The organism is Streptococcus sp. 27098_8_103 (assembly GCF_041432345.1).
GTDB classification, from domain to species: domain Bacteria; phylum Bacillota; class Bacilli; order Lactobacillales; family Streptococcaceae; genus Streptococcus; species Streptococcus mitis_BV.
Window position 1 is genome coordinate 49,503 of the sequence record NZ_JAPVZK010000008.1, and the last position, 23,690, is coordinate 73,192.

Genomic DNA, 23,690 nt, shown 5'->3' on the forward strand with positions numbered 1-23,690 from the left:
TGGCAACTCTGGTATTTGACTTAATTTTCAATAATTTGCCAACTTACTCTGTAAGTCACTAGCAAGTAAAGGACAAAGAGTAAAACCGCTACTCCCAGATAGGTGATATCAATAGAAATGCTGGTATTAGCGAAGTTCTCAAAATAGCCCAAAAGAGCGGTACTCAAGGCAAATGCTAGCGGACCTGCGATGACCAGCGGAACCAAGAAATAACTTAGAATCTGTTGCAAAAGAATAGTACGATTTTGCTTCCTCTTATTCCCAAGAAGGTATAAGATTTGATAATCATTTACACTATCCAAAGCACTTGTTGAAGTTTGAAGGGACAAGATACTGAGGGAAATAATGATAAAAATAACACTGACAAAAATCATGACAAAGACAATGACGCCCATAAATCCAAGGTAAACCTCGAAAATACTTCCTTTGGTTTGATAGGTGAACGAATTCAACTCTGCTCCATCACGAGTGAAGTAGTATTTTTCAATCCACTGACTCAAGAATGTTTCTACTTCCCGTTTGTCTATATTTTCCTTGAAATTGGCAACATAGGTCGTGTGGTCTTCCGTCAATCCAACTACTACCTTATCTGGTACAATCAAGGTTCCTGAGTCATTTGTAGTTACTGAAGATAAAAAGTAAACTGTTTCAAGTGGCTTTGAAGAGGCAAGGTTGAGAGAATGACCGTTAATCATGAAGGTTTTGGTCGTTGATAGAAAGTCCTGGATCTGCTTGGCAGTTCCTTTATAATTGGCATTGACTAGAAATTGGTCTTCTGCCAAGTCAATCGCTTTTTTCCCTTGCAGTTTGCGGAGATGATTGTAGGCAGAAATTCCTAAAATCGGTACTTTTGATTCAGGAAGTTTCTTATCATGCTCCCAGAGATTGCTGGTATCAATCAAATCTTTATAAGTTAAATCACTAGAATAGATAGGGCAGCTGTACTCCTCTTTGATGAGGTTAAAGTCAAAGCCATCGGCTTTCAATCTGTCTTTGACAGATTCCTGAGAAAATTGAAACTCTTTACCACGGTAGAGATTGACAGTTACATCATAAGGTGAGTATTTGTTCAGCTCTCGGTTCATAGTCGTATAGGCACTACCACTAAAAACGAGTAAGCTGAGAGCCAGTGTCAAGGTCAAGGATAAGACAGCCAACGTGACCGAATTACTATCAGCTTGTTTTGAAAATTGACGGATTTTAAAAGTGTTTAGTTTGTTATAGTAGGTTTGAGGCAGTTTTCTAAGGGAGACCAAGATAAAATGGCTCAAGGTATTGTAAAATAAAATCACAAAAATCACGAAGATAGATACCAGCAAGATACCCCAGCTTTTCAAGAATGATAGATGATGATAGTCTGAAAAATAGAGAGCACCAAAGCCGATAACAGCTGTCGAAAGAATAAAGAGAAGTACTTGGAGAACTGGCTTGCCTTTTGCCAAGGCAGATTTTTTGACCCCATTTTCTTGAATAAGTGCAATGATATTTTGCTTTCTAAAGGCAAGAATGTCCATGACACCTACAATAAAACTGGTTACCAAATAGGAATAAACTAGTAAGATGACAGACTTGCTATCAAAGAAAAGCAGACTACCAAAGTAATTGGCCATGAAAAACTCAGATGCAATCTTAGCTAGAATGACCAGTAAAATCAATCCAAGCAAGAAACCTAGAATCAAGGAAAAGATATTGACCAGCATGGTTTCAAAGAACAGGGTACCGATAATCTGCTTCTTCTTCATTCCCAGCGTTGCATAAAGTCCCAGCTCTTTCTTACGCCGTCCCAGGACAAAGTTTGTGGAATAAACGACGAGAAAGGCAATCGCCGATAGAATCAGATAGGAAAGCAAGCCCATGTACTGACTCATCACCGTCGTCAACATTTCCTTTGCTCCTGATAAACTTTGCATCACTGGATGGCTTGGTAAAGCATTAAAAGCGTAGAGCAAGCTATAAATCAAGGTCAGACTGAAAAAATAGATGGTATAGGTCTGTAAATTTCGAAATACATTTCGTAAAATCAATTTTGGATACATACTCTCCCCCTCCTATCTGGTACGGCTGTAAATCTCTTGCAAATACTGTTCATTAGATAAGCTGTTACGTTCCAAATCATCCATAATCTTTCCATCGCTAAGTAGCACCATCCGTGAAGAGTACTTGGCTGCAGCAGGGGCATGCGTAACCAATAAAATGGTAATACCAAAACTTTTATTGATTTCCTGCAAAAGCGCCATCAGTTTTTCAGAATTGGCAGAATCCAAGGCTCCTGTCGGCTCATCTGCGATAATCAGTTTAGAATCATCAATCAAGGCTCTAGCAGTTGCCACACGTTGTCGCTGACCACCTGATAACTGATTAGGAAACTTATCTTTTAAGTTTTGGATGGCCAATTTATCCAAAATTTCCTCAATCTTATCCTGATGTTTTTTGATATTTTTCCCCTGAATTTGAAGAGGTAGAACAATATTTTCATAAACTGTCAAGGTTTCCACCAAGTTGTAAGCTTGGAAAATATAGGAAATGTTTTTAGCACGATAGTCAGCTAGCTCATTTTCCTTGGCATGGATGATGTTAAAATCTTCAAATCGAATCTCACCTGATGTTGGTTTATCAATCGTTGAAATACAGTTGAGGAGTGTTGTTTTTCCACTACCACTGGCACCCATAATTGCCAGAAATTCACCTTTTTCAACGGACAAATTCACCTCTAATAAAGCATGAACGATATTATCCCCTTGACCAAATGTTTTCGTTAATCCTATCACGATAAGCTGTTTCATCATTTCATTCCTCCGTTTCTTTATTACGCTCTCATTATACGGTTTCTTTCAAGGTTTGCCATGAGTATTTTGTGCAATATATTCAAGTTATAAAAAACCGATGCCTTTTTCAGGTATCGGTCGATGTTGATTATTTGCGATCATTTCTTTTTTTCATAAAGTAAACAATCCCTATGACAACAACTCCTAAGACCAGTACAGGTGCATAGAAATCTAGTGTTCCAATAATTCCTTCCATTTTATCCTCCTGTTAAAAAATAGAGAGTTTTATCCACAGCGCACGTTTGGCGAAATACATTCATAAGAATATGTAAATCACCAATCACCGCGCCCCTATGCTGTTAATCTAACAGTCGTACGCCACCCAGCAGCAGATTTACCATCCAATTCTTGGCTATTAATTTCCATAATCCAAAGAATCAATCTCAAAGTTGTCTTGTTTTATTTGTATTTCTCCCCGTAAATATAACACCAAATCAAAATGTTGTCAATGTTTTGTAATAAAACACTAGAATTTTCCTTTTGTTTTATCTAACAGCGAACATTATTTCTCGTACACTCATAGGAATAGGTGAAACACAATCCACAGAGACCTGCTAGTGTCATTTTAAAAGCTGTGTACCACTAGCTTCTGATTGCCCGGAAAGTTCTTGGTTTTCAACCTCGAAACTTAGAGAATCAATCTCTGGACGACTTGTATTTTTAGCAATAAGGTTGCCTCCTTCCTTCTTTTAGATGATCATCTTTACAATAACTAATATAAACTCTAGTACTGGATAAGTAATGAGTAAATCGTGCAAGTTTCTTATTTTCGAGAAAAATTTTTATAGTGCCCAATTAAAAAGTAGCTGAACAATCTCTTGTTCAGCTACTTTTTAATCTTCTTTGGCGATTCTGACGCAAGTGTGGTACAATAAAAACATGAGAATTCAACAATTACATTATATTATCAAAATCGTCGAAACTGGCTCCATGAATGAGGCAGCCAAGCAGCTCTTTATCACTCAGCCTAGTCTTTCCAATGCTGTGAGAGATTTGGAAAATGAAATGGGCATTGAAATTTTTATCCGCAATCCCAAGGGGATCACCTTGACCCGTGATGGGATGGAATTTCTCTCTTATGCCCGTCAGGTTGTCGAGCAAACTCAGCTTCTAGAAGAACGCTATAAAAATCCTGTTGCCCACCGCGAACTCTTTAGCGTTTCGTCTCAACACTATGCCTTCGTTGTCAACGCTTTCGTCTCTCTGCTCAAGAAAAGCGATATGGAAAAATACGAGCTTTTTCTTCGTGAAACTCGGACTTGGGAAATTATCGACGACGTCAAGAACTTCCGTAGTGAGGTCGGTGTCCTATTTTTGAACAGCTACAACCGTGATGTTTTAACCAAGATGCTGGATGACAATCACCTGCTGGCTCACCATCTCTTCACAGCGCAACCGCATATCTTTGTCAGCAAGACTAATCCTCTGGCAAAGAAAGACAAGGTCAAACTGTCTGATTTGGAAAACTTCCCTTACCTCAGCTATGACCAGGGGACGCACAACTCCTTCTACTTCTCAGAGGAAATCCTTTCCCAAGAACACCACAAAAAATCCATCGTGGTTAGTGACCGTGCCACCCTCTTTAATCTCTTGATTGGTTTGGATGGTTATACCATTGCGACAGGGATTTTGAACAGCAATCTTAACGGAGATAACATCGTTTCCATCCCACTGGACATTGACGACCCAATTGAGCTAGTCTATATCCAGCATGAAAAAACCAGCCTATCTAAGATGGGCGAACGCTTTATCGACTATCTACTAGAAGAAGTCCAGTTTGATAGTTGAGAAATAATAAGAACCAATATGTAGGCCAGCAACAACCTACGCATTGGTTCTTTTTATTTATAATTAAAAGTCTCCCCTGCCAACTTATCAGCTAGCTTGGGAAAGAGAGTATAAAACTTATGGGCTAGGTTCAACAAAATCGGAAGATTGAGTTCCCGTTTGTTTTTTCCAATAATCTTAACAATCTTTTTAGCCACTACATCTGCCTCTAAAAGGAAGCGGTCAACCGACTTGAGATAGATTCCATCTGGGTCGGCTTGGTCAAAAAATCCTGTGCGGATTGGTCCTGGATTGACCGTCGTTACATAAACACCGTAAGACATGAGTTCGAGACGCAGAGCATTTGAAAACCCAATGGCCGCAAACTTAGTGGCTGAGTAGAGACTAGACTTGCCAGTAGCGATCAAACCTGCCATACTAACAATATTGATGATATGGCCTTTTTGACTTTCCTTCATTCGAGCCGCAAGGCGACGAGACAGATTCATTAGGGCAAAGGTATTGACCTCGAACATCTGATGAATATCTTGGTCGGAAATCTGGTCAAATTCCTCAAAAATCCCGTAACCAGCATTGTTAATTAAGACATCAATCTTGCCATAACGGAGATAGAGGTCAGTTACCAGAGATTCTAAGGCTGAGTCATCGGTAATATCGATTTCCATCAATTCTGCATGGGGATGATTTCCGTAGAGTTGGGCTAATTTTTCCTTATTTCTACCAAGCAAGATGAGTTGGTCATTTGGCAGAAGTTTAACCATTTCTTGGGCCAGGCCACCGCTAGCTCCAGTAATGAGAATAGTAGGCATACTTATCCTTTCTGTGACTGCTAGATTTCCACTTCCTCCAAGTCTTTGACCACATGGACATTTTCAAAAATGCTAGCAGCATCTTTCTTGAGCTTGCTGATATCTTTTGAGAGGAAACGGGCACTGATATGGTTAAGCAAGAGGCGTTTGGCACCTGCTTCTACCGCTACTTGTGCAGCTTGCATGTTAGTAGAGTGGCCATGGTTACGAGCAATTTTTTCATCACCCTTGCCATAAGTCGATTCATGGACAAGGACATCGGCATTGACAGCCAGACGCACACTAGCATTGGTTTTTCGGGTGTCACCCAGAATGGTGATAATCTTACCTGGACGTGGAGCTGAGATATAGTCTGCTGCCTTGATTTCAGTTCCATCTTCCAAAACAACATCCTGCCCGTTCTTGATTTTCCCAAAAAGTGGGCCAAATGGGACTCCAGCTGCCTTGAGCTTTTCAGCATCTAAAGTTCCTTCCAAGTCCTTTTGCATGACACGATAGCCAACGCAGAAAATAGTGTGGTCCAACTCCTCTGCATGCACAGTGAATTTATCGGTCTCAAGGATTTTCCCAAGGGAATCTTGGTCAAACTCATGGAAATGAATGCGGTAGGGCAGACGAGAACCTGACACACGAAGGCTGGTTAAGACAAATGACTTGATTCCCTGAGGTCCATAGATTTCCAAATCTGTCTGCTCTTCATTGGCCTGAAAGGCACGGCTAGAAAGGAAACCTGGCAAGCCAAAGATGTGGTCTCCATGTAGGTGGGTAATAAAGATTTTGCTGACCTTACGTGGTCGAATTGTGGTTTCCAGAATGCGATTTTGCGTACCTTCTCCACAGTCAAAGAGCCAGACTTCGTTAATCTCGTCCAAGAGTTTCAGGGCGAGACTGGAAACATTGCGGGCTTTAGAGGGCTGACCTGCCCCCGTTCCTAAAAATTGAATATCCATTCGATACTTTCTAATTAATCAATATATAACATGGCTGTGCGGTTTTCCGATCGGAAATAGCGCTTGCCAGTAAAAGCTCTAGCTTCTTGCAATAAATCCTCTTGACTGTAGGCTTTGAGACGTTTACGACCATCAGCCAAGCTTTCCAAATCAGTCAAAGCTGTGAGACTCTCCATGCTAACAACTTCCTCATCTACAACAGCCTTCATGTAAATCTTACCAGACTCTTCAAAGACCAGTTGATGGGGGAAAATTTGCGCAATTTCAAAAAGCAAGTCATCCGAAATCTTCTCTTCATTTTCAGAGAAAATCCGACCCAGACCCTCACTCTCATAACAAAAACCAAAGGATTTACCCGACAGATTAAGCCGAATAAAAGGCTTATTTTCTAGGGTGAAACTTGGCTCAGTATTGTAAAGATTCAGTTCCTGACTGAGTTCCGCAAAATAATCCGTCGCAGCCTCAGGACTTTTTTTCTGGTAGAGTTCTGCAAAATAAGCATTGACCACGCTAGGCGGAGGAGTGATCAGTGCCAACTGCTCTTGCTCTGTTTTACCAGCTAGAAGTTGATCCAGATAGACCTTATCCAGACTTGTATAGCCCCCATATTTTAGAGCCAAGGTTTTAATATCAGTCATAAAATTCCTCTAACCTCCATTTATTTTTCTCGGAAATGTAGCCTGTAATCACTTCGCCGTCTTCCTGATAATCACGTTCTTCAAGAATCGCAACACTTTCTAAATCATGAATCTTGTAGGACTTAGAAAAAGGCACGCGCAGGGTAAAAGATTCAAAAATATCCTTGATTTTCTCTAAAAATAGTGTCTGCAAGTTCTCACGACTATCCTCAGACTTGGCAGAAATGAGGGCATAAGGCGTTTGGGTCGGCGTAAAATCCTCCACCAAATCCGCTTTATTATAAAGGGTCAAGCGAGGAATATCTTCCATGTCCAGGTCTTTCATGATGGACAGGACTGTTTTTTCATGCTCCTCATGGTAAGGATTGCTGGTATCGATAACATGAACCAGAAGGTCCACATGCTTGCTTTCTTCCAAGGTTGACTTGAAACTGGACACCAACTCTGTCGGCAAATCTTGAATAAAGCCAACTGTATCTGTCAAAGTTACTTGGAGATTGCCTCCCAGATGGATACTCTTAGTTGTCGCGTCCAAAGTCGCAAAGAGCTCGTCTGCTTCATACTGTGTCTTACTGGTCAAAGTGTTCATGATGGTTGATTTCCCAGCATTGGTGTAACCAATCAAACCAATCTTAAAGGTGCTGGACTCCAAACGTTTTTCTCTGACAGTCGCCCGATTTTTCTCAACCACCTTGAGCTGGCGCTCGATATCCGTAATTTGATTGCGAACACTACGACGATTCAGCTCCAGCTGGCTTTCACCAGGTCCACGGGAACCAATTCCCCCTGCCTGACGACTGAGCATAATTCCCTGACCAACCAAGCGAGGCAAGAGATATTTGAGCTGAGCTAGGTGAACTTGGAGCTTCCCTTCATGGCTTCGAGCTCGCATGGCAAAGATATCCAAAATCAACTGCATACGGTCAATGACCTTGACACCCAGAACTTCTTCTAAATTGACATTTTGCCGTGGAGTTAAACGGTTGTTGACGATGACAGTGGTAATTTCTTCTGCATCCACCATAAGCGCAATTTCTTCTAACTTACCAGAGCCGACGAAGGTCTTGGAATCATATTTTTCACGTTTTTGTCTGTAGCTATCTACAACGACTGCCCCTGCTGTTTTCGCTAAACTGGCCAATTCTTCCATAGAGAGATCAAAATTGTCCATGCCCTGCAATTCTACACCAATGAGCAGGACCCGTTCCTCTTTTTTCTCCGTTTCAATCATCTAAAAACTCCTCTATCTGGCTTAAAATGCGATCTTTTACACCAGTTTCTCCAATCTGATAAAAGGTCACCTGCATGCGATTACGGAACCAGGTCAACTGACGTTTGGCAAAACGACGAGTCGCCTGTTTGAGACTCTCACTAGCATCCTCCAAGGTCTGCTCTCCACGGAAGTAAGGAAAGAGTTCCTTGTAACCAATCCCTTTAGCAGCCTGCACATCTGGATAATGGTCAAACAACCACTTAGCTTCGTCTAGAAGTCCAGCTTCAAACATCAGGTCCACTCGGTGATTGATACGCTCATAAAGCTGACTGCGCTCATCGTCCAAGCAGATAATCAGCGGTTCATATAGACTCTCTTTATTTTCCAAATCCTGACCAAAATGGGCAATTTCCAAGGCACGCATCGCACGACGACGATTAAACTGGGGAATCTCAAGGTCTGCTTGCTCCACCAAATGGGCTAATTCCTCATCTGAATATGGCTCCAAACTAGCTCGATAAGCTAAAATCTCCTCATGAGGAGTCTCACCACCTAGGTGGTAGCCTTCAAGCAAGCTCTGGATATAAAGCCCAGTCCCACCAGCAATAATAGCTAGCTTGCCACGGCTTTGAATATCCTCAATAGCCTTCTTAGCTTCTGAAACAAAATCAAAAGCCGAGTAAGACTCGGTTACCTCTCTAACATCGATTAAATGATGAGGAACAGCTGCCTGCTCTTCTGGACTAGCCTTAGCCGTCCCTATATCCAGACCTCGATAGACTTGCTGGCTATCTCCACTAACCACTTCGCCATTAAAACGCTTTGCAACTTCGATGGCAAGGGCTGTTTTTCCAACTGCAGTCGGTCCAACAATCACAATTATTTTTGTTTTCATCTTTTTTCCTTGAAAAATTCCCATTTTTTCGTTACTATTATTATAACACAAAAAGGTCAGTCAGAAAAATGTGACCTCTTGAGGGGGCTGGCTGATTAAGAAGATAAAGGAGGAAGACTCATGGCTAAAGGATTCGCTAAAGGTCTTGTAACAGGTGTCGCAGGAACTGTCGCTGCAGTCGCAGGTGCAGTATACGCATTTAAAAAGAAAGTGATCGAACCAGAAGAGCAAAAAGCAGCTTTCATCGAAGAAAACCGTAAAAAAGCAGCTCGTCGCCGCGTATCACGTTAAGAAACAAAAGAAGTTGGGATTTATTTTCTCAACTTCTTTTTTCTATTCTTTTAAATAGCTAGGTCAAACTTCAACTGTGGCTTGACAGGGTCATAATCCACCAACTCAAAGTCCTCTGCTTTAATATCAAAAAAATTGGTCTTATCTGGCACATTCAAGACCAAACGTGGTTGGCAGTTTGATGGCTCACGACGGAGCAATTCCTGAGCTTGTTCAAATTGATTGTCATAGATATGGAGATTGTTGATGAAGTAGAAGAACTTCCCAACCTTCCAGCCGAAATGCTTGGCAATCATCATTTGAAGAGCCACGTACTGCATAGCATTGATGTGGTGGGCCACCAACATGTCATTCGAACGCTGGGTCAAGGTCGCATCCAGATAGATTTCTCCATCTACACGGCGGACATCAAACATGGTCTGAAAGGCGCATGGGAGTAGTCCTTCTGTTTCTTCGAAAGCTTGGTAATCCCAGAGCGAAATGATATTGCGACGGTTCCAAGGGTTGACTTCCAACTGCTTGAGAAGCTTATTGATAATGTCGTGTTTCTTAACAACAGCACCATAGCGCTCACCAATGGTTCCCGTATTTCCCACTTCCCAGTCATTCCAGTAGTGAACATTGTACTTGTCATTGAGAACTTCTAGGCTATTAGACTGGTCTTGGTAGATCCAGAGAACTTCTTTGATAGCTGATTTGATTGCAATGGGACGCAAGGTTGTAATGGGGAATTCCCCCTTGGCCAAGTCATACTCTGCAAAGGCACCCGTTACGTACTTAGAGTTGGCAACTGTCCCATCCTTGTACTTGGGACGTGCTTGCTCTGAGAAAACACCTTCCTTTAGAATGCGTTCAATATTCTCTTTAAAAATCGTATCTGATTTTGTCATTTACTCTCACCTCATTTATTTCCTAACTAGTATAGCATAAAAAAAGAAAGGAGGAAAATCACTCGCTTCTGGAAAGCAATTTTCTCCTTTTTCTATTTTATTGCAATACAAGTGATGCTGCTCCGATAACTCCAGCGTCATTTCCTAGAGTTGCAAGAGCTAGTTTAGTAGTTGTGCGTACTTGTGGGAAGGTATTTTCATCGTAGACTTTTTGAACACCTTGTAGAAGGAATTCTCCCGCAGCTGATACACCACCACCGATAACGATTGTTGATGGGTTTAGGATTGAGCCAATGTTAGCACAAGCGATTCCCAAGTAACGTGAGAAGTTACGGTAAACGATCAAAGCAAGATCGTCTCCTTCTTTTGCCAAATCAAAGACAGTCTTAGCGGTTACTTCTTCTCCATTATCAATCAAGCGTTTCAAGGCTGCATCGCCTTCGTATTCATCGGCATAGCGACGAGTCAAGTTGACAATCCCTGTTGCTGAAGCAACTGTCTCAAGGCAACCTTTCTTACCGCAAGTACATGCGATTGGTTGATCAAAGTCAACAGTGATATGACCAAGCTCACCTGCTGCACCAGCAACACCGTGAAGCAATTTGCCTTCAGCGACGATACCGCCACCAACACCAGTACCGAGTGTCATAAATACAACATCTGGTTGGTTATCACCAGCCCCCATCCAACGCTCACCAAGAGCAGCTACGTTGGCATCATTATCGATGAAGAATGGAATACCCAAGGCCTTTTCAATCTTCTCTTTAATTGGTTGAAGGGTTTTCCAGTTGAGGTTGTAGGCACCGATAACAGTCCCTTTTTCACGGTCAACCACACCTGGTGATCCCATCCCAATTCCTTGGAAGTCCGCTGCTGCCAATCCAAGCAAGTCCAAACGATGCTGAATAGACTCAATCATATCATCTACGATATGACTTCCCTCATCCAAAATATTAGTCTTGATAGACCATTTTTCTTGGATTTCTCCTGCTGTTGTTAAGATTGCAAATTTGATAGAAGTTCCACCAAGGTCAATCCCAATAATCTTTTGACTCATCATATTCTCCTTTTTTATTATGAATTAATTGAAAATGCTTACAGATATAGTATAACAAAATTCACTCATTTATGCAAAGGTTTGCATTAACTTTCTAGATTTTATCCTTACTTATGGTTTCCATAGACCTGAAGCATCTACATAGTAGCGGCCTCCATCAACTCGCTCATTTTTAGCCATTTTACCATCTGATTTCAAATAGTAGTTTCCTTGCCATGCATTGCGAGCATAAGAACCATCTGATTTCAAGTAATACCAGGCTTGATAAGAAGAGTCATAAACCCACTCACCTTGTGCCATTTTACCGTTTGATTTAAGGTAATAAGCTCCTTGCCATGCATTTTTTGCATAAGAACCATCTGATTTCAAATAATACCAAGCTTGATAAGAAGAGTCATAAATCCATTCACTCTGTGCCATTTTACCATCAGCTTTCAGGTAATAGCTTCCCTGCCATGCATTTTTCACTGGATTTCCATTTCCATCAAAATAGTACCAAGAACCGTCCTGCTTAACCCAACCACTTGCTGTGGATGAAGTTGTATCAGTTTGAGTTGTAGCCGCTTGTTTTGCTTTAAAAGCACCCTTAGGAGCATTTTTCAATTCGCAAGCCACACCATCATGATCGCGGTCTAACTTGGCAGAATAACCAGGTTCTCCCTCGTGAATATCTGCGTATCCATTCGCCCAAGCTTCTTTACAACTAGAAAAATGAATGTTTTCTTCTGCTAACACAGGTTGTGAAAACAAGGCTAAGACTGGCAAGGTAGCCAGACTCATTTTTAAAAATAGACGTTTATTCATTTCGTTCTCCTATAACGATGTTATCGATTTCACTATTATTTTATCAAACTTATTTCAGCAATTCAAGGAAAGGTTTAATCTGTTCAGCAAACTCTTTTGGTTTAGCTTCATTCAAGACATGAGGACCATCTGGTATAATCTGAAATTGAGATTCTGATATTAGTTTATGAAGACTTCTCATAGAACTAAGATTCGGTTTATCTTTGCTGCCACAAATTAGTAAGGTTGGATAAGGACAAGTTCTTGATATATCAGTTAAATCAAGTGTCTTCAATTCCTCAGAAACTCCGACCATAAAAGCCTTGTCTGCTCCCTGTTTTTCAAATACTTTTTTGGGAAGTAGTTTAAAAATCATCAACTGAAGATAAAATAGGATATTACCAGACAGTTTAAGTGGACATCCTGATAGAACCAAAGCTCGGAGATTTGATAAATCGTAACTAGATAGTTCTAATGCCAGGGCAGCACCTAAGGACAATCCAACCAAAATAAAAGGTTCTGTCTCTTGAGCTAGATGCTGATAAACTCGCTCTTTAGCTTGTTGATAGTTGCTAACTCCAGAAGGAAATAACTCAATAGCCTCAGAAGGATAATCTGTCAGTAGATTCCGAACTTCTTTCCAACTATCTGCTGACTGACCTAGGCCATGTAAAAATATTAATTTCATTTAGTTCTCCCTTACTGACAACTCATACAAGCCCCTGACTGCATTACAGCCGTAAATAGCTTCTGCTCGGGCTAAGTCTTTTAAAGTCAAGACTCTCTCTTCTACCTGTCCTGTTTCCAGCAAGAGCTGACGGTAAATTCCTGGCAAGATTCCCAGTCGGATAGGCGGTGTGTAGAGTTTCCCAGAAATTTTCAGAACCAAATTTCCGATAGAGGTTTCAAGAAGTTCTCCAGACTTATTATGGTAAATGATCTCTTGCTCCCCTATGCTCAAATGCGGTCGGTGAGTCGTTTTGAAGTAGATAAAGGCTTGTTGCAAATTGGCTTCCTGAAGGCAAAGTTTGGCCTGACAAAAACTTGGACTAAGAGCTGTTAATACTTGACGATCTACTTCTATCTCTCCAGACTTGTCGAGAGAAATATGCAAGCGGTAATCTTGATTAGCATCACAAGCCTGACACTCTTCCTCTATCTTTTGTTTCAAGTTTTCTGAATCAAATGGAAAGGCAAAATACCGACTAGCTTTTCTCAGCCTTTCTATATGTTGTTCTTCAAACAGCAAGTTCTTCTGGCTGATTTTCCCTGTAGTAATCAGTTTGAAACGAGCTTGTTTACGATAAAGAACTGCCGCCTTTTGATGAACCTCACGGTATTCAGACTCCCAAGTGCTATCCCATGTAATGCCTCCGCCAACTCCATAGATGGCTTTCCCTTGATGCAGTTGAATGGTCCGAATAGCAACATTGAAAATTCGTCGTCCATTTGGAAGCAGGAGACCAATCGTTCCACAGTAGATTCCGCGCGGTTGTGGCTCCAAGTCCTTGATGATTTCCATAGTCGCAATTTTCGGAGCTCCCGTTATGGAACCACAAGGAAATAGAGAACGGAATATCTCTACAAGGTCAACATCCTCTCGCAACCAACTCTTGATGGTCGAAGTCATCTGCCAAACCGTTGAATACTGTTCCACTTGGCAAAGACGCTCTACATGCTCACTCCCCACCTCAGAAATACGGTTCATGTCATTGCGCAAGAGGTCCACAATCATCATATTTTCAGAGCGATTTTTAGAATCCTGCTCCAACCAACTGGCCTGTTCAAGATCTTCTTGGTCAGTTACCCCACGCTGAGTCGTTCCCTTCATTGGTCGCGTAGTCAACTCACGATCGTTTTGCTCAAAAAAGAGCTCTGGGCTCATGGAAATCACTGCCATTTCGTCATGTTCCACATAGGCATTGTAACCTGCCTCCTGCTCTACCACCATACGATTGTAGATGGCAAACGGATTGGCACTTAAGTCCTGCTCGAGTTGGACGGTGTAGTTAACCTGATAGGTGTCCCCCTGCCGCAAATGATGGTGAATCTGGGCAATCGCCTTTTCATAGTCCTCTGCAGACGTCACTTCCTGCCAATTTGAAGGCAAATAAACCTCATCATAAGTCAAAGGAATAGGGGAAATCTCCACCCTATCGTGAACAGTAAAATACAGTAAATACTCGTCCAATAAAGGTGCCTTGTGAACTGCTAGTTTCTCCTCAAAAGCAGGTGCAGCCTCGTAGCTGACATAGCCCACCACATAGTAGCCTTGCTCTTGGTAGCTTTCCACTTGTACCAGCAAATCTGCCACTTCTGCTACATTTCTCGTTTTCAACTCTTTAATAGGCTGGGTAAAGGTGTATCTCTCGCCCAAAGCCCTAAAATCAATCACTGTTTTTCTATGCATATCTTAAGTATAGCACAAAATAAGAAAACCCTCATCCGCAAAGCAGATGAGAGATTTCGATTATTTAAAGATTGAAGTTTTAAAGCTGTTTGTTTGTTGAAGAAGTTTCTTGAAGATTTTCTCTTTAAGTGATACGGTATTATCAAATTTAACTGAACCATTATTAAGAGTTGCTTTATCTTTATCAACGGCAGCAACAAATGCATTCTTCAAGTCATCGTAACTACTGTATGTAGTACCGTCGATTGTAACAGGGTTAAATCCTGCTTTCGCTTTATCAACAACTTCTTTGAAGTATTCTTTCTTCCAATCTTCTAGAGTATTAAATTTACCATCAGAAACTTTCTTAATGATGAAGTCATCTCCTAGAGTAGCATGACCTGCTTGTTTAGACTCATTTTTCAGCATGTTAGAAGCATAATTTAGGAAGCCTTTTTCATATCCAAAGTAACCCCACATACGGAAGGTGTTATGTTTGAATGACATTGCTCCTGGAGCTCCTTCACTTGTGTTACCTCCGTAGATACCAGCGGTAATTGGTACAGTTACATAGGCAGAGCCAAATCCAGTTGGGTCATACTGACCATTGCCAGGACCGTGCTTAGTCATGAAGTTTTTCTCTACTAAGTCGTTAACAGATGTTAAATTATATTCTTTTTCTTCTGCATTTAAATCTCTAACGTTGTCGTATTGGTTCTTCGTATTAGCTCCACGAAGTTTCTTATCTACTTTCTTGAACCAAGCGTTATTTAGTTCTTTACTGCCTTTATCAATTACAGCTTCTCCTTCAAGGTAATCAAGAAGCATAAGCGTATCATTGAAACCTTTCATGTAATGATCGATTTCAGCGCGAGAAGTAAGGTCATTTGGATTTGTGTTATACCATTGGTTTCCATCGTTTGGACGTTCGTATGCCATGTTCAGTCCTAGTGCTTTAAAGTCACCGTTTGGACTTGTTTCAGCAGGCGATTGCAACATACCTTGTGCGAACGCTTCTAGGTCAGTACCTTCACGGTGTCTTGAACCACCTAAATAAACCATACGGTCATTTACGTGAGTCGTTTCGTGAGTGAAGGCTGAGATACCAAAGTCACTAATCATATCAGTAACCATAAAGAAGACTGAATCATCTTTATATGGATTACCGTAGATACGAGCTACAGCTCCCATACGCCAGTCAGTTGCGTGGTAACGACCTGTTGGTCCGTACAATTCACGGATAGGCGCTACATCCTTACCACTATTCGTATATCCATATTTATCTGTGCTGATTCCTTTATAGTTTTGGTTATCAAGTACTGGTGTTGGCACCATGTTATTGCTCTTAAGCAGCTGGTTGCGAACTTTATCCAATGATAGACGAGACCAGAAATCTAGGTAATTTTGTTGACCTTTAGCAACTTTATTGATTTCAGCTTTGAATGCTTCACGTTCGGCTTCAGTATTCTTACCGTATTTCTCAAATGAACTGTATGCCATAGTGTTATATGTTGAGATTAAGAACATATGCGCATCTTTTAAGTTAAGAAGTGGTAAAATCATCTTACCGTGAACATCGTTGTTTAATCCTTCGTATGCTCTGTGTTTCTTATCAGCAAATTCAGGAGTTGTTGTTTTAGGTTCAACGATATATACATTATCTTTAGTAGCTTTTATGAACCAATCGTTTAAGTCTGTGTCACTTGTGAATAGACGCATATTATAGTCTAAGAAACTGTTTAACTCACCTATACCAATAACTCCACCGATCGTTTCGCGATAAGCTTCTAAAGTTCTATCACCTTTAATGTTACTTTCTTTAGAACCAACCTTAATCAAGAAGTCTAACACATTTACATTCTTACCATAGAAGTCAGGTTTGAATAGCATTAATTCTTTAATATTAAAGTCATCGAATTTAACTCCGTAGTAACGGTTGAGGTAAGACAAACCAAGAAGAACTGCGGCCTTATTGTCATCGATTTTCTTAATCAAGGCACGTTTTGCAGCTTCATCAGTGTTAAGCTGGTGATCTTCATTTTCAACTAACTTCGTAACGAATTTATTAAGATTATCTTTAACATACTTGAAGCTTTCTTCTAAGTACAAATCTTTAATTGCATTGACTTTGTTGCCACCAGTTCTACCCAAGTGTTGGTAAATCGGGTCAGATTGCAATTCAACTGGACTTAACTTGCTTTCGATAGCACTGATTAAATCTGTACGATCTTTAACCACCATATTTGGTGTATAAACGACTTCACCAAGCTCAGCGACACTGTATTCTTTCACTTGTTTAACTTTAGATTCTTTCGGTGAAATTGTAAAGATATCTTTGGTCTTATCTGCGTAGTGAACCAAAATATGGTCAGCATCTGTAAGGTCTGTGACAAAGTCATTGCCTTTCATTGCAGTTACAGACAATACTTCTTTCGTTAACAAGTTTGAACCTTCTGCAAGCTTGTTCCCTTGGTTAACAATCCATTCTTTGTTGTAGAACGGTTGAAGTTTTTCAATATTACGGTATGCAAGCTCACGAGAAGCATTGTAGTCATCGATGTTTTTGTATTGATCAGCTTTACTTACAATATTGTTCAGTTTATCTTCAATAGGAAGTGTGCTTTCGAATTTATCAGCAGTGATTCCCATTTTAGCAATTAATTCATCAGCTTTTTCTTTAGTTATGCTAGGAATTTTTTTAGAATTAGTATAAGTTGTTTTACCTTCACTTACACCCTCAACACTGTAGTTGCGCTTCGTTCTAGAGTATGTAAAGTAATCATCAGCATCAATATCAGAATGACCAAAGACCATTTCACCAGTCTTAACTTTCATCATAGTGATGTTATCTTCTATAGCCCCTAGTGCCCAGTTAGTCCCTAGCAGTCCACCAGACATAACGGCTTCTTTGAGTTCAATAGAGCCTTTTGCTACAGAGTTTCGAAGAGTACCTTCTTTACCTAAAGTATTGTTGTTGCCACCGTTTTGAGATGAATATACAATTCCGGCAGCTTTAGCTTTGTTACCTGTGATTTCAGCATCAACATAAGCTTTTTCTACAATACCTTTCCAGTTTTCACCGACGATACCTGTTAAGTAACCACCTCGATTTCCAGCAGCGTGTACTTTACCGATAAATGCAACGTTACTTAATTTTCCACTACCATCAATTTTATTGATAACACCAGATACATCATTATTACCAACAACGTTACCTGTTACTTTAATGTTCTCTACAGTCGCATTATTTTTGATAACATTCGCTAGCGGTGCAATCCTATCAGTCCCTGGCATGTCGATATTTACATTTTCAAGTAGTAAATCTTTAACAGTACCACCGACAATATCACCGAATAAAGGTCTGTTCATATTGCTAATGGTAAATTTATTACCGTCAGTGCTTGTCAATGTTCCTTTGAAAGCATTAGTAACATAAGATTTTCCTGCTGGTTTAACGTTAGCAGCATTGATATTGCTACCAAGCTTAAATGTACCAGTCGGGTCTTTTTGAATAGCTTTTACAAGGTCGTCAAAGCTATAATATACATCACCTTCGTGTGTTTTTTGTTTTTCAAAGTAATGAACATACTCTTCGTTCAGCGTGTTGTCAGCATTCCGTTGAATCAAATCAGGTGCTTTGGCAGTAACTTTGTATAAAGTTTTTCCGTCTTTTTCTACTTCTTCAATCTTGTCAACAGCCAGTCTTGTTATTTTATTGTCATGAGTGGTCACTCGTAAATAAAGTGGAGCAACATCAGCTGGTTTTGCTGTCAATAAACTAGTATCTGTTTCATTACCATCAGCGTCCACACTCATCAAGCTTGTTTCTTTGATGTTTTTGATTTCAACTTTTTTGAGGTCAATTCTTAGCGGTTCTTCCTTCAGAACCTCTTCCTCATCACCCTCACCACGGTCATAAACCATCTTCGTTTCAAGTTTATAATCCTTGTAGTACTGTAAATCTGTCAGGGTAGTTGTCAAGTCATCTGGTGAAACATTCAAGGTTTTGACAATCTCATCACCTTTTTTCAGAGTTAAGGTAATAGATTTAATGGCTGCCTTACTTGGATTTTCTAGACTATACTTAACATCTGAAGTCCGTTTCAAATCCTTAGGCTCAACTGCTGTGATGGTCAATACTGGTTTTTCAAAGCTCTTGGTACCACGTTTCAAAATTTTGTCTTGAGGTGCCTCAAGGATTTCCTCTGTAACTTTTGGAGCGTCCTCTGTTTTAACTCCCTTAATGGTATTAAAGGTCTTGGTGATTTTTTTCTGGCCTTCTTTTCCTTCTTGAGCTACAACTTCTAAGCCTTTTTTCAGTTGGTCATCTTCTTTAACAACTTCCTTAAATGGAATCTTTTCAAGACTTTCTTCTACAAGAGTTCCTTCAATTGGTTTTATCCCACGACTTACCTGTTGGTTTACAGGCTCCTTGGCAACTTCTGTGCTAGTTGAAAGAACTTGGTCAGTTTTAACACCTTCTACTGTTTTATAAGTTGTTTTAGTAACTTGACTACCTTTTTCTCCATTTCTTACGACAGTTTCTTCGTCCGTATACTTAGTTGGATCCTCAGTCGTTTCAGTTTTGTAGTCTAGGTCTGTAGTCGATGTTTCAACAAGGGTTCCCTCAGTTACTTTGTACTCAGGTAACGGTTCTTGTACAAGAGCTTGACCTGCTTTGCCTTCCTCTTGTGTACCTTTTACTTCAACTGGAGTCTCTGGCAATTCTGGCTGTGTTAGAGCTTGTCCTGCCTTACCTTCTTCTTGAGTTCCTTTTGCTTCTACTGGAGCCTCTGGCAATTCTGGTTGTGTTAAGGATTGACCTTCTTTACCTTCTTCTTGGGTTCCTTTTGCTTCTACTGAAGCCTCTGGCAATTCTGGTTGCGTTAAGGATTGTCCTGTCTTACCTTCTTCTTGTGAACCTTTAGCTACTTGGTGACTTGGTTCAGCTTGTGGTACTGGAGTTGGAGCAGGTTGCACCTCTTTCTTAGTTCCGACTGCAATGACTTGCGACACAGGATTTTGGACTACTTGGTCTTCGATGACTTCTCTAACTTCTTGACCGTTGACCATCGAAACTTTGCTTACAAGGCGACGCTGACCATTTACTCCAGCTGCGACGATACGAGTCTGTCCTTCTGCTAGATTCGCATCTGGATTTGTGACTGTTTCAAACGGAATCTCCACCAAGCTCTCTTCCTGTCTTGTCTGAGGCTTCTCAGAAACTGGTTTTTCTTCAATAGCAGGAGCAACTGGATTCTCTACTACAGGATTCTCAACGATAGTTTCTGGAGCAACAGCAGGTCTTTCTTGAACGACTTCAGTTTTCTCGATTTCTTTTGAACTTTGCTTCTCTACTGGCAACTGAGTCTGTTCAGCTGAAGCTGGTCTTGATGGATGGAGTTCTGCTTCCTTGAAGTAGCCAATGTATTCATAGCCATCAATATGGATAATCCCTTCAGCCAAGCCTTCATGTGTAGAGGCTGAAATAGTTTGGTTATAAGAAAGCAATTCTTTATTTTCAAATGCGAATGTCCCATAAGGTACAAAGGTACTGGCTCCTAAAGAACCAATCAAGAGAACACCTAGAACCTCTTTGCGACCTTTTTTGGACACCAAAAAGACTGCTAGAGAAGCAGTTGCCAAGCCAAGACCTGCCAAAGCTAGTTCCTTACTTCCTGTGTAAGGAAGTTGTTGACTGTTAGTTGCCTTCTTGCGATAAACTACATAGAGAATATCTTCATCTTGAAATTCTGTTGGAACCTCATGATGAATCAGGGCTTTTTCAGACTCGGTCAATTCCTGCTCCGCCAAATAACGGTAATGAACGCTATGAGCGCCGCCGACTTCATTGGCTTGCACCTTATCTACTGAAAGGGTACTGGCACCAAAAAGGAAGGCCCCGATGGCTACAGGACCTACCCCAACAGTTAGCTTACGAATCGAATATTTGGTGATTTTTTCTAGTTGTTGTTTTGTTTTTTTCATTCTCACGACTTTCTGATAGAATCTTGTGGATAATGCGCACGCGCACCTCCAATTAATTTTGGACGGCTAGCAAGAGCCGTTACATGGGCATGCCCAATTTCTCTCAAAAGAGGGCGAATCGGAACCTGAACATGCTTGACATGCATGCCAATTGCAGTGTCTCCGATATCCAATCCAGCATGAGCCTTGATAAATTCAACCTCAACTGGATCTTGCATAAACTTGAAGGCTGCCAACTGACCTGAACCTCCTGCATGAAGGGTAGGAAGGACACTGACCATTTCCAGACCAAACTGCTCTGCCACCTGACGTTCAACGACGAGGGCCCGATTGACATGTTCACAACCTTGAACGGCTAGATGAATTCCATTTTCTTCTAGGATATCTAGGATGGTCTTCACAATGATTTCCCCAATTTCTTGGCTGGATTCCTTGCCAATCTGACCACCTATCACTTCACTAGAAGAAAGGCCCAAAACAAAGATAGATCCCTGCTTCAAATTGGCCTTTTCTAATACATCTTTTACAATCTGGCTTGTTTCTCTTTGAATGTCTTTTTCCTTCATACTTGATACCTCTTTTGTCATTATCTATCATATCGTTTTTTCTACGTTTTAGCAAGATAGACAACCTAGAAAGCTTGCCCAATTACGCATAAAACTCCCAGAATTGACTGGGAGTTAACTAGTTTCTATTCTATTTATGTATATTTCAACTGTCGTCCCTTTTGAGGGGACAGAATCAATCTTCATTTGGTAATCTTCTCCAAAATGAAGTTTGAGCCGCTGGTCAACGTTTTGAAGACCAACTCCCCCACGTTTGAGTTGACTTTGACTACTATCGCTAGCGTCTTGGAAACCAATCCCATCATCCTCAATGCGGATGACCAATCCCGAATCCTGTTTCTGAACAGAAACTCTAATATGTCCCTGGCCTTCCTTTTCCTTAATGCCATGGTAAAGAGCATTCTCTACAAGAGGTTGTAGCACTAGCTTGGGCAAGACTAGATTATCAAAGGCAGGATTTTCATTAATTTCGTATTCCAGCTTATCGCCATAGCGTTGTTTCTGGATAAATAGATACTGGCGGACATGATTAATTTCATCAGACAGGCAAATCAAATCTTTACCCTGATTGAGCGCCAAGCGGAAATAAGTCGCCAAGGACTTGGTCACTTGCACCACTCTCTGACTATCTTGAAATTCAGCCATCCAGATGATGGTGTCCAAGGTGTTATAGAGGAAATGGGGGTTAATCTGGCTTGATAGAGCTTGAAGTTGGTACTGACGGGTCGTTTCTTCCTGCCTGCGAATATCTACCATCAGCTGATCAACCTGATCCAACATGGCATTGAACTGGCGAGTCACCTCTCTCAATTCATAAGCACCCGCTTCTTTGGCACGAAGATTCTGATTACCAGAAGCAATTTCCAGCATAGTTTCTCTCAAATCCTTCAAAGGGGCAATCCAGCGTTTAAGACTAAACCACACCAAGCAGAGACAAGCAAGAAGAGATGTGAAACTGGCTCCAAGCAAGGTCCACATGAGTTGACTCCGAACCTGGTCTAACTTCTCCAACGAAGACACGCCAAGCACCGTCCAATCAGTTCCAGCAATCTTTTCTTGACTGACATAGGATTGGTGGTCTGGAGTGTAACCCTGCCCTGTCTTAATATAGGGTTTCATGGCCTCCATTTCGCTAGACGAACTATAAACTGTGTGTTGAGGATGGTAAACAAATTCATGGTTTTCATTGATAATAAAGGCAAAGCCCTGCTGACCCAACTGAAGTTGATTTAGATAGGCTTCCAGAGTTTCATAAGAAATATCCAAACGAAGTACACCCAGATTGGCTCCCTTTGCATCAACAAGTTCTTGAGTGATAGAAATAACCCACTGACTATCTGATTTACGAGCTGGGGTCAAAACTGGCATGGCTCCCTGATGAATAGCCTTTTGGTACCAATCCTCAGCCATCATATCAGAGGAGGTTTTCATCTGCACACTATCGTCTGTAGAAATGACCTGACCTGATTTGGTGACCAGAACTACCGTTTTCAAGTCTTGGTCTGCCTTTAAGATAGTCAAAAACAGATCTCGGATTTCCTTGACCTTGTCTTGACTGGGATTCTCAGCATAGGCTAGGACATCCGTCTGCTGGGTCAAGCTGGTCGAGGTGGTTTCTAATTTTTTGATATAAGACTGGATAAAGTGGCTAGTCTGACTGATAGTCGTTTGGCTATTGCCCTCAATAGTAGCCTCAATAGCTGAAGAACTAGATTGATAGTAGAAAGTCCCAACCAGAGCTAGGAGAATGAGAAAGACCAGAAAGATAGAAATAACCATTCTGACTAGGAGAGAAGAACGCTTCATCGACCTTCCCCCTTCTTAAACTGACGAGGTGTCACACCCGCAATCTGTTTAAAACGTTGGGTAAAGTAATTCATATCTTCAAAGCCAACCTTTTCTGCTATCTCGTAAATCTTCAGATCCGTAGTTAAAAGCAAGAGCTTGGCTTGTTTGACACGTTCTCTCACCAGATAATCCTGAAAAGGTAGACCCAACTCTTTCTTAATCAAAGAACTCAGATAAGTCGGGCTAAAGCCCAAGTCACTTGCTAAAGACTTTAAACTGAATTGACTATCAGCTAGATGAGACTGGATTTTCTGAGCCATATTTCCCTCAAACTTATCAGTCAATAGATATTGTAACTGCTCCTCTTTCTCTTCCTTATCCAACTTTTGCTTGATTTTCCCCAACATCTCCTCAATATCCTGACGAGAAAAGGGCTTAAGCAGGTAGTCATCGACACCTAGTTTGACAGCAGACAAGGCATAATCAAAATCATCGTAGCCAGTCAAAAATACCAGATGCACCTGAGGATAGGTTTCTCGTACCAGACTGGCCAACTGGATGCCATTCAGCTGAGGCATATTGATATCAGTTAAAATGATGTCCGGAACCTGCTTTTGAATCAAGTCCCAAGCCTGCCTTCCATTTTCAGCCTGACCGATGATTTCCATATCGTAGGCTGCTACATTGACCAGCTTAGTCAAGCCTTGTCTTACCAGATATTCATCTTCTACGATTAAGATTGTATAGGTCATGCTTCTCTCCTTTGTCACTTACTATTATCAGTATAGCAAAATTCTCCTCTAACTGCTTAGGAAAGCCC

General features: G+C 41.0%; 18 protein-coding genes and 1 pseudogene. 2 read left to right on the forward strand and 17 right to left on the reverse strand.

Annotated elements, in window-relative coordinates:
• Positions 1 to 20: 20 nt before the first annotated feature.
• From O3599_RS03890 to O3599_RS03900, 3 genes are all read right to left on the reverse strand, one after another.
• Entirely contained in the window at positions 21 to 2,036 is a 2,016-nt protein-coding gene (locus O3599_RS03890) for an FtsX-like permease family protein (RefSeq protein ID WP_371512052.1), read from the reverse strand.
• Positions 2,037 to 2,048: 12 nt separating this feature from the next.
• Positions 2,049 to 2,783, reverse strand: a complete 735-nt coding sequence (locus O3599_RS03895; protein WP_229294744.1) for an ABC transporter ATP-binding protein — start codon at positions 2,781 to 2,783, stop codon at positions 2,049 to 2,051.
• A gap of 130 nt (positions 2,784 to 2,913) precedes the next feature.
• Positions 2,914 to 3,021 carry a QVPTGV class sortase B protein-sorting domain-containing protein gene (locus O3599_RS03900; protein WP_020901952.1) on the reverse strand — a complete coding sequence of 36 codons (108 nt, stop codon included), beginning with the start codon at positions 3,019 to 3,021 and terminating at the stop codon, positions 2,914 to 2,916.
• A 683-nt stretch (positions 3,022 to 3,704) separates the two neighbouring features.
• Between O3599_RS03900 and O3599_RS03905 the strand changes: the two genes are divergently transcribed.
• Entirely contained in the window at positions 3,705 to 4,613 is a 909-nt protein-coding gene (locus O3599_RS03905) for a LysR family transcriptional regulator (RefSeq protein WP_001222592.1), read from the forward strand.
• A 53-nt stretch (positions 4,614 to 4,666) separates the two neighbouring features.
• Here O3599_RS03905 and O3599_RS03910 read toward each other — a convergent pair whose 3' ends face one another.
• The 5 genes from O3599_RS03910 to miaA are packed head-to-tail and all read right to left on the reverse strand — an operon-like array spanning position 4,667 to position 9,118.
• Positions 4,667 to 5,422, reverse strand: coding sequence for an SDR family oxidoreductase (locus tag O3599_RS03910; protein ID WP_049550685.1), 756 nt, complete (start codon positions 5,420 to 5,422; stop codon positions 4,667 to 4,669).
• A gap of 20 nt (positions 5,423 to 5,442) precedes the next feature.
• Positions 5,443 to 6,372, reverse strand: a complete 930-nt coding sequence (rnz, locus tag O3599_RS03915) for a ribonuclease Z (RefSeq protein WP_000354330.1) — start codon at positions 6,370 to 6,372, stop codon at positions 5,443 to 5,445.
• A gap of 14 nt (positions 6,373 to 6,386) precedes the next feature.
• Entirely contained in the window at positions 6,387 to 7,010 is a 624-nt protein-coding gene (locus O3599_RS03920; RefSeq protein WP_000129696.1) for a cystathionine beta-lyase, read from the reverse strand.
• Positions 7,003 to 8,241: a GTPase HflX gene (gene hflX / locus O3599_RS03925; protein WP_173875962.1), complete on the reverse strand. Its 1,239-nt coding sequence runs from the start codon at positions 8,239 to 8,241 to the stop codon at positions 7,003 to 7,005. The genes O3599_RS03920 and hflX overlap by 8 nt, the downstream gene beginning before the upstream one ends.
• The gene (gene miaA, locus O3599_RS03930) at positions 8,234 to 9,118 is read right to left on the reverse strand and encodes a tRNA (adenosine(37)-N6)-dimethylallyltransferase MiaA (protein ID WP_049502382.1); all 885 of its coding nucleotides are present in this window, start codon (positions 9,116 to 9,118) and stop codon (positions 8,234 to 8,236) included. The genes hflX and miaA overlap by 8 nt, the downstream gene beginning before the upstream one ends.
• A 120-nt stretch (positions 9,119 to 9,238) precedes the next feature.
• Between miaA and O3599_RS03935 the strand changes: the two genes are divergently transcribed.
• Positions 9,239 to 9,409, forward strand: coding sequence for a DUF3042 family protein (locus tag O3599_RS03935; protein WP_001051780.1), 171 nt, complete (start codon positions 9,239 to 9,241; stop codon positions 9,407 to 9,409).
• A gap of 50 nt (positions 9,410 to 9,459) precedes the next feature.
• Here O3599_RS03935 and O3599_RS03940 read toward each other — a convergent pair whose 3' ends face one another.
• The 9 genes and pseudogenes from O3599_RS03940 to O3599_RS03980 form a co-directional block, all read right to left on the reverse strand.
• A complete protein-coding gene (locus tag O3599_RS03940; RefSeq protein WP_033686601.1) occupies positions 9,460 to 10,299 on the reverse strand; it encodes a thymidylate synthase in 840 nt (279 codons plus the stop codon).
• Between the two features lie 97 nt (positions 10,300 to 10,396).
• Entirely contained in the window at positions 10,397 to 11,356 is a 960-nt protein-coding gene (locus O3599_RS03945) for an ROK family glucokinase (protein WP_020902451.1), read from the reverse strand.
• Between the two features lie 117 nt (positions 11,357 to 11,473).
• Positions 11,474 to 12,160, reverse strand: a pseudogene (locus O3599_RS03950) (excalibur calcium-binding domain-containing protein); the annotation flags it as partial.
• A 49-nt stretch (positions 12,161 to 12,209) separates the two neighbouring features.
• Entirely contained in the window at positions 12,210 to 12,827 is a 618-nt protein-coding gene (locus tag O3599_RS03955; RefSeq protein WP_023947285.1) for an alpha/beta fold hydrolase, read from the reverse strand.
• Positions 12,828 to 14,549 (reverse strand): aminodeoxychorismate synthase component I, encoded by a 1,722-nt coding sequence (pabB, locus tag O3599_RS03960; RefSeq protein ID WP_371512055.1) that lies wholly within the window; start codon positions 14,547 to 14,549, stop codon positions 12,828 to 12,830.
• A 60-nt stretch (positions 14,550 to 14,609) separates the two neighbouring features.
• Positions 14,610 to 20,516: a ZmpA/ZmpB/ZmpC family metallo-endopeptidase gene (locus tag O3599_RS03965; RefSeq protein WP_371512057.1), complete on the reverse strand. Its 5,907-nt coding sequence runs from the start codon at positions 20,514 to 20,516 to the stop codon at positions 14,610 to 14,612.
• A gap of 2 nt (positions 20,517 to 20,518) precedes the next feature.
• Positions 20,519 to 21,082 (reverse strand): TIGR01440 family protein, encoded by a 564-nt coding sequence (locus tag O3599_RS03970; RefSeq protein WP_000659520.1) that lies wholly within the window; start codon positions 21,080 to 21,082, stop codon positions 20,519 to 20,521.
• A gap of 114 nt (positions 21,083 to 21,196) precedes the next feature.
• Positions 21,197 to 22,888 carry a sensor histidine kinase gene (locus tag O3599_RS03975; RefSeq protein ID WP_371512060.1) on the reverse strand — a complete coding sequence of 564 codons (1,692 nt, stop codon included), beginning with the start codon at positions 22,886 to 22,888 and terminating at the stop codon, positions 21,197 to 21,199.
• The gene (locus tag O3599_RS03980; protein WP_247939069.1) at positions 22,885 to 23,622 is read right to left on the reverse strand and encodes a response regulator transcription factor; all 738 of its coding nucleotides are present in this window, start codon (positions 23,620 to 23,622) and stop codon (positions 22,885 to 22,887) included. The genes O3599_RS03975 and O3599_RS03980 overlap by 4 nt, the downstream gene beginning before the upstream one ends.
• Positions 23,623 to 23,690: the final 68 nt, after the last annotated feature.

Bases quoted from the DNA above. Each gene is read 5' to 3' on its own strand.
- O3599_RS03935 (WP_001051780.1), top strand. From the start codon at position 9,239: ATGGCTAAAGGATTCGCTAAAGGTCTTGTAACAGGTGTCGCAGGAACT.
- O3599_RS03910 (WP_049550685.1), bottom strand. From the start codon at position 5,422: ATGCCTACTATTCTCATTACTGGAGCTAGCGGTGGCCTGGCCCAAGAA.
- O3599_RS03890 (WP_371512052.1), bottom strand. From the start codon at position 2,036: ATGTATCCAAAATTGATTTTACGAAATGTATTTCGAAATTTACAGACC.
- hflX (WP_173875962.1), bottom strand. From the start codon at position 8,241: ATGATTGAAACGGAGAAAAAAGAGGAACGGGTCCTGCTCATTGGTGTA.
- O3599_RS03955 (WP_023947285.1), bottom strand. From the start codon at position 12,827: ATGAAATTAATATTTTTACATGGCCTAGGTCAGTCAGCAGATAGTTGG.
- O3599_RS03905 (WP_001222592.1), top strand. From the start codon at position 3,705: ATGAGAATTCAACAATTACATTATATTATCAAAATCGTCGAAACTGGC.
- miaA (WP_049502382.1), bottom strand. From the start codon at position 9,118: ATGAAAACAAAAATAATTGTGATTGTTGGACCGACTGCAGTTGGAAAA.
- O3599_RS03980 (WP_247939069.1), bottom strand. From the start codon at position 23,622: ATGACCTATACAATCTTAATCGTAGAAGATGAATATCTGGTAAGACAA.
- O3599_RS03900 (WP_020901952.1), bottom strand. From the start codon at position 3,021: ATGGAAGGAATTATTGGAACACTAGATTTCTATGCACCTGTACTGGTC.
- O3599_RS03970 (WP_000659520.1), bottom strand. From the start codon at position 21,082: ATGAAGGAAAAAGACATTCAAAGAGAAACAAGCCAGATTGTAAAAGAT.
- O3599_RS03920 (WP_000129696.1), bottom strand. From the start codon at position 7,010: ATGACTGATATTAAAACCTTGGCTCTAAAATATGGGGGCTATACAAGT.
- pabB (WP_371512055.1), bottom strand. From the start codon at position 14,549: ATGCATAGAAAAACAGTGATTGATTTTAGGGCTTTGGGCGAGAGATAC.
- O3599_RS03945 (WP_020902451.1), bottom strand. From the start codon at position 11,356: ATGAGTCAAAAGATTATTGGGATTGACCTTGGTGGAACTTCTATCAAA.
- O3599_RS03965 (WP_371512057.1), bottom strand. From the start codon at position 20,516: ATGAAAAAAACAAAACAACAACTAGAAAAAATCACCAAATATTCGATT.
- O3599_RS03975 (WP_371512060.1), bottom strand. From the start codon at position 22,888: ATGAAGCGTTCTTCTCTCCTAGTCAGAATGGTTATTTCTATCTTTCTG.
- O3599_RS03895 (WP_229294744.1), bottom strand. From the start codon at position 2,783: ATGAAACAGCTTATCGTGATAGGATTAACGAAAACATTTGGTCAAGGG.
- rnz (WP_000354330.1), bottom strand. From the start codon at position 6,372: ATGGATATTCAATTTTTAGGAACGGGGGCAGGTCAGCCCTCTAAAGCC.
- O3599_RS03940 (WP_033686601.1), bottom strand. From the start codon at position 10,299: ATGACAAAATCAGATACGATTTTTAAAGAGAATATTGAACGCATTCTA.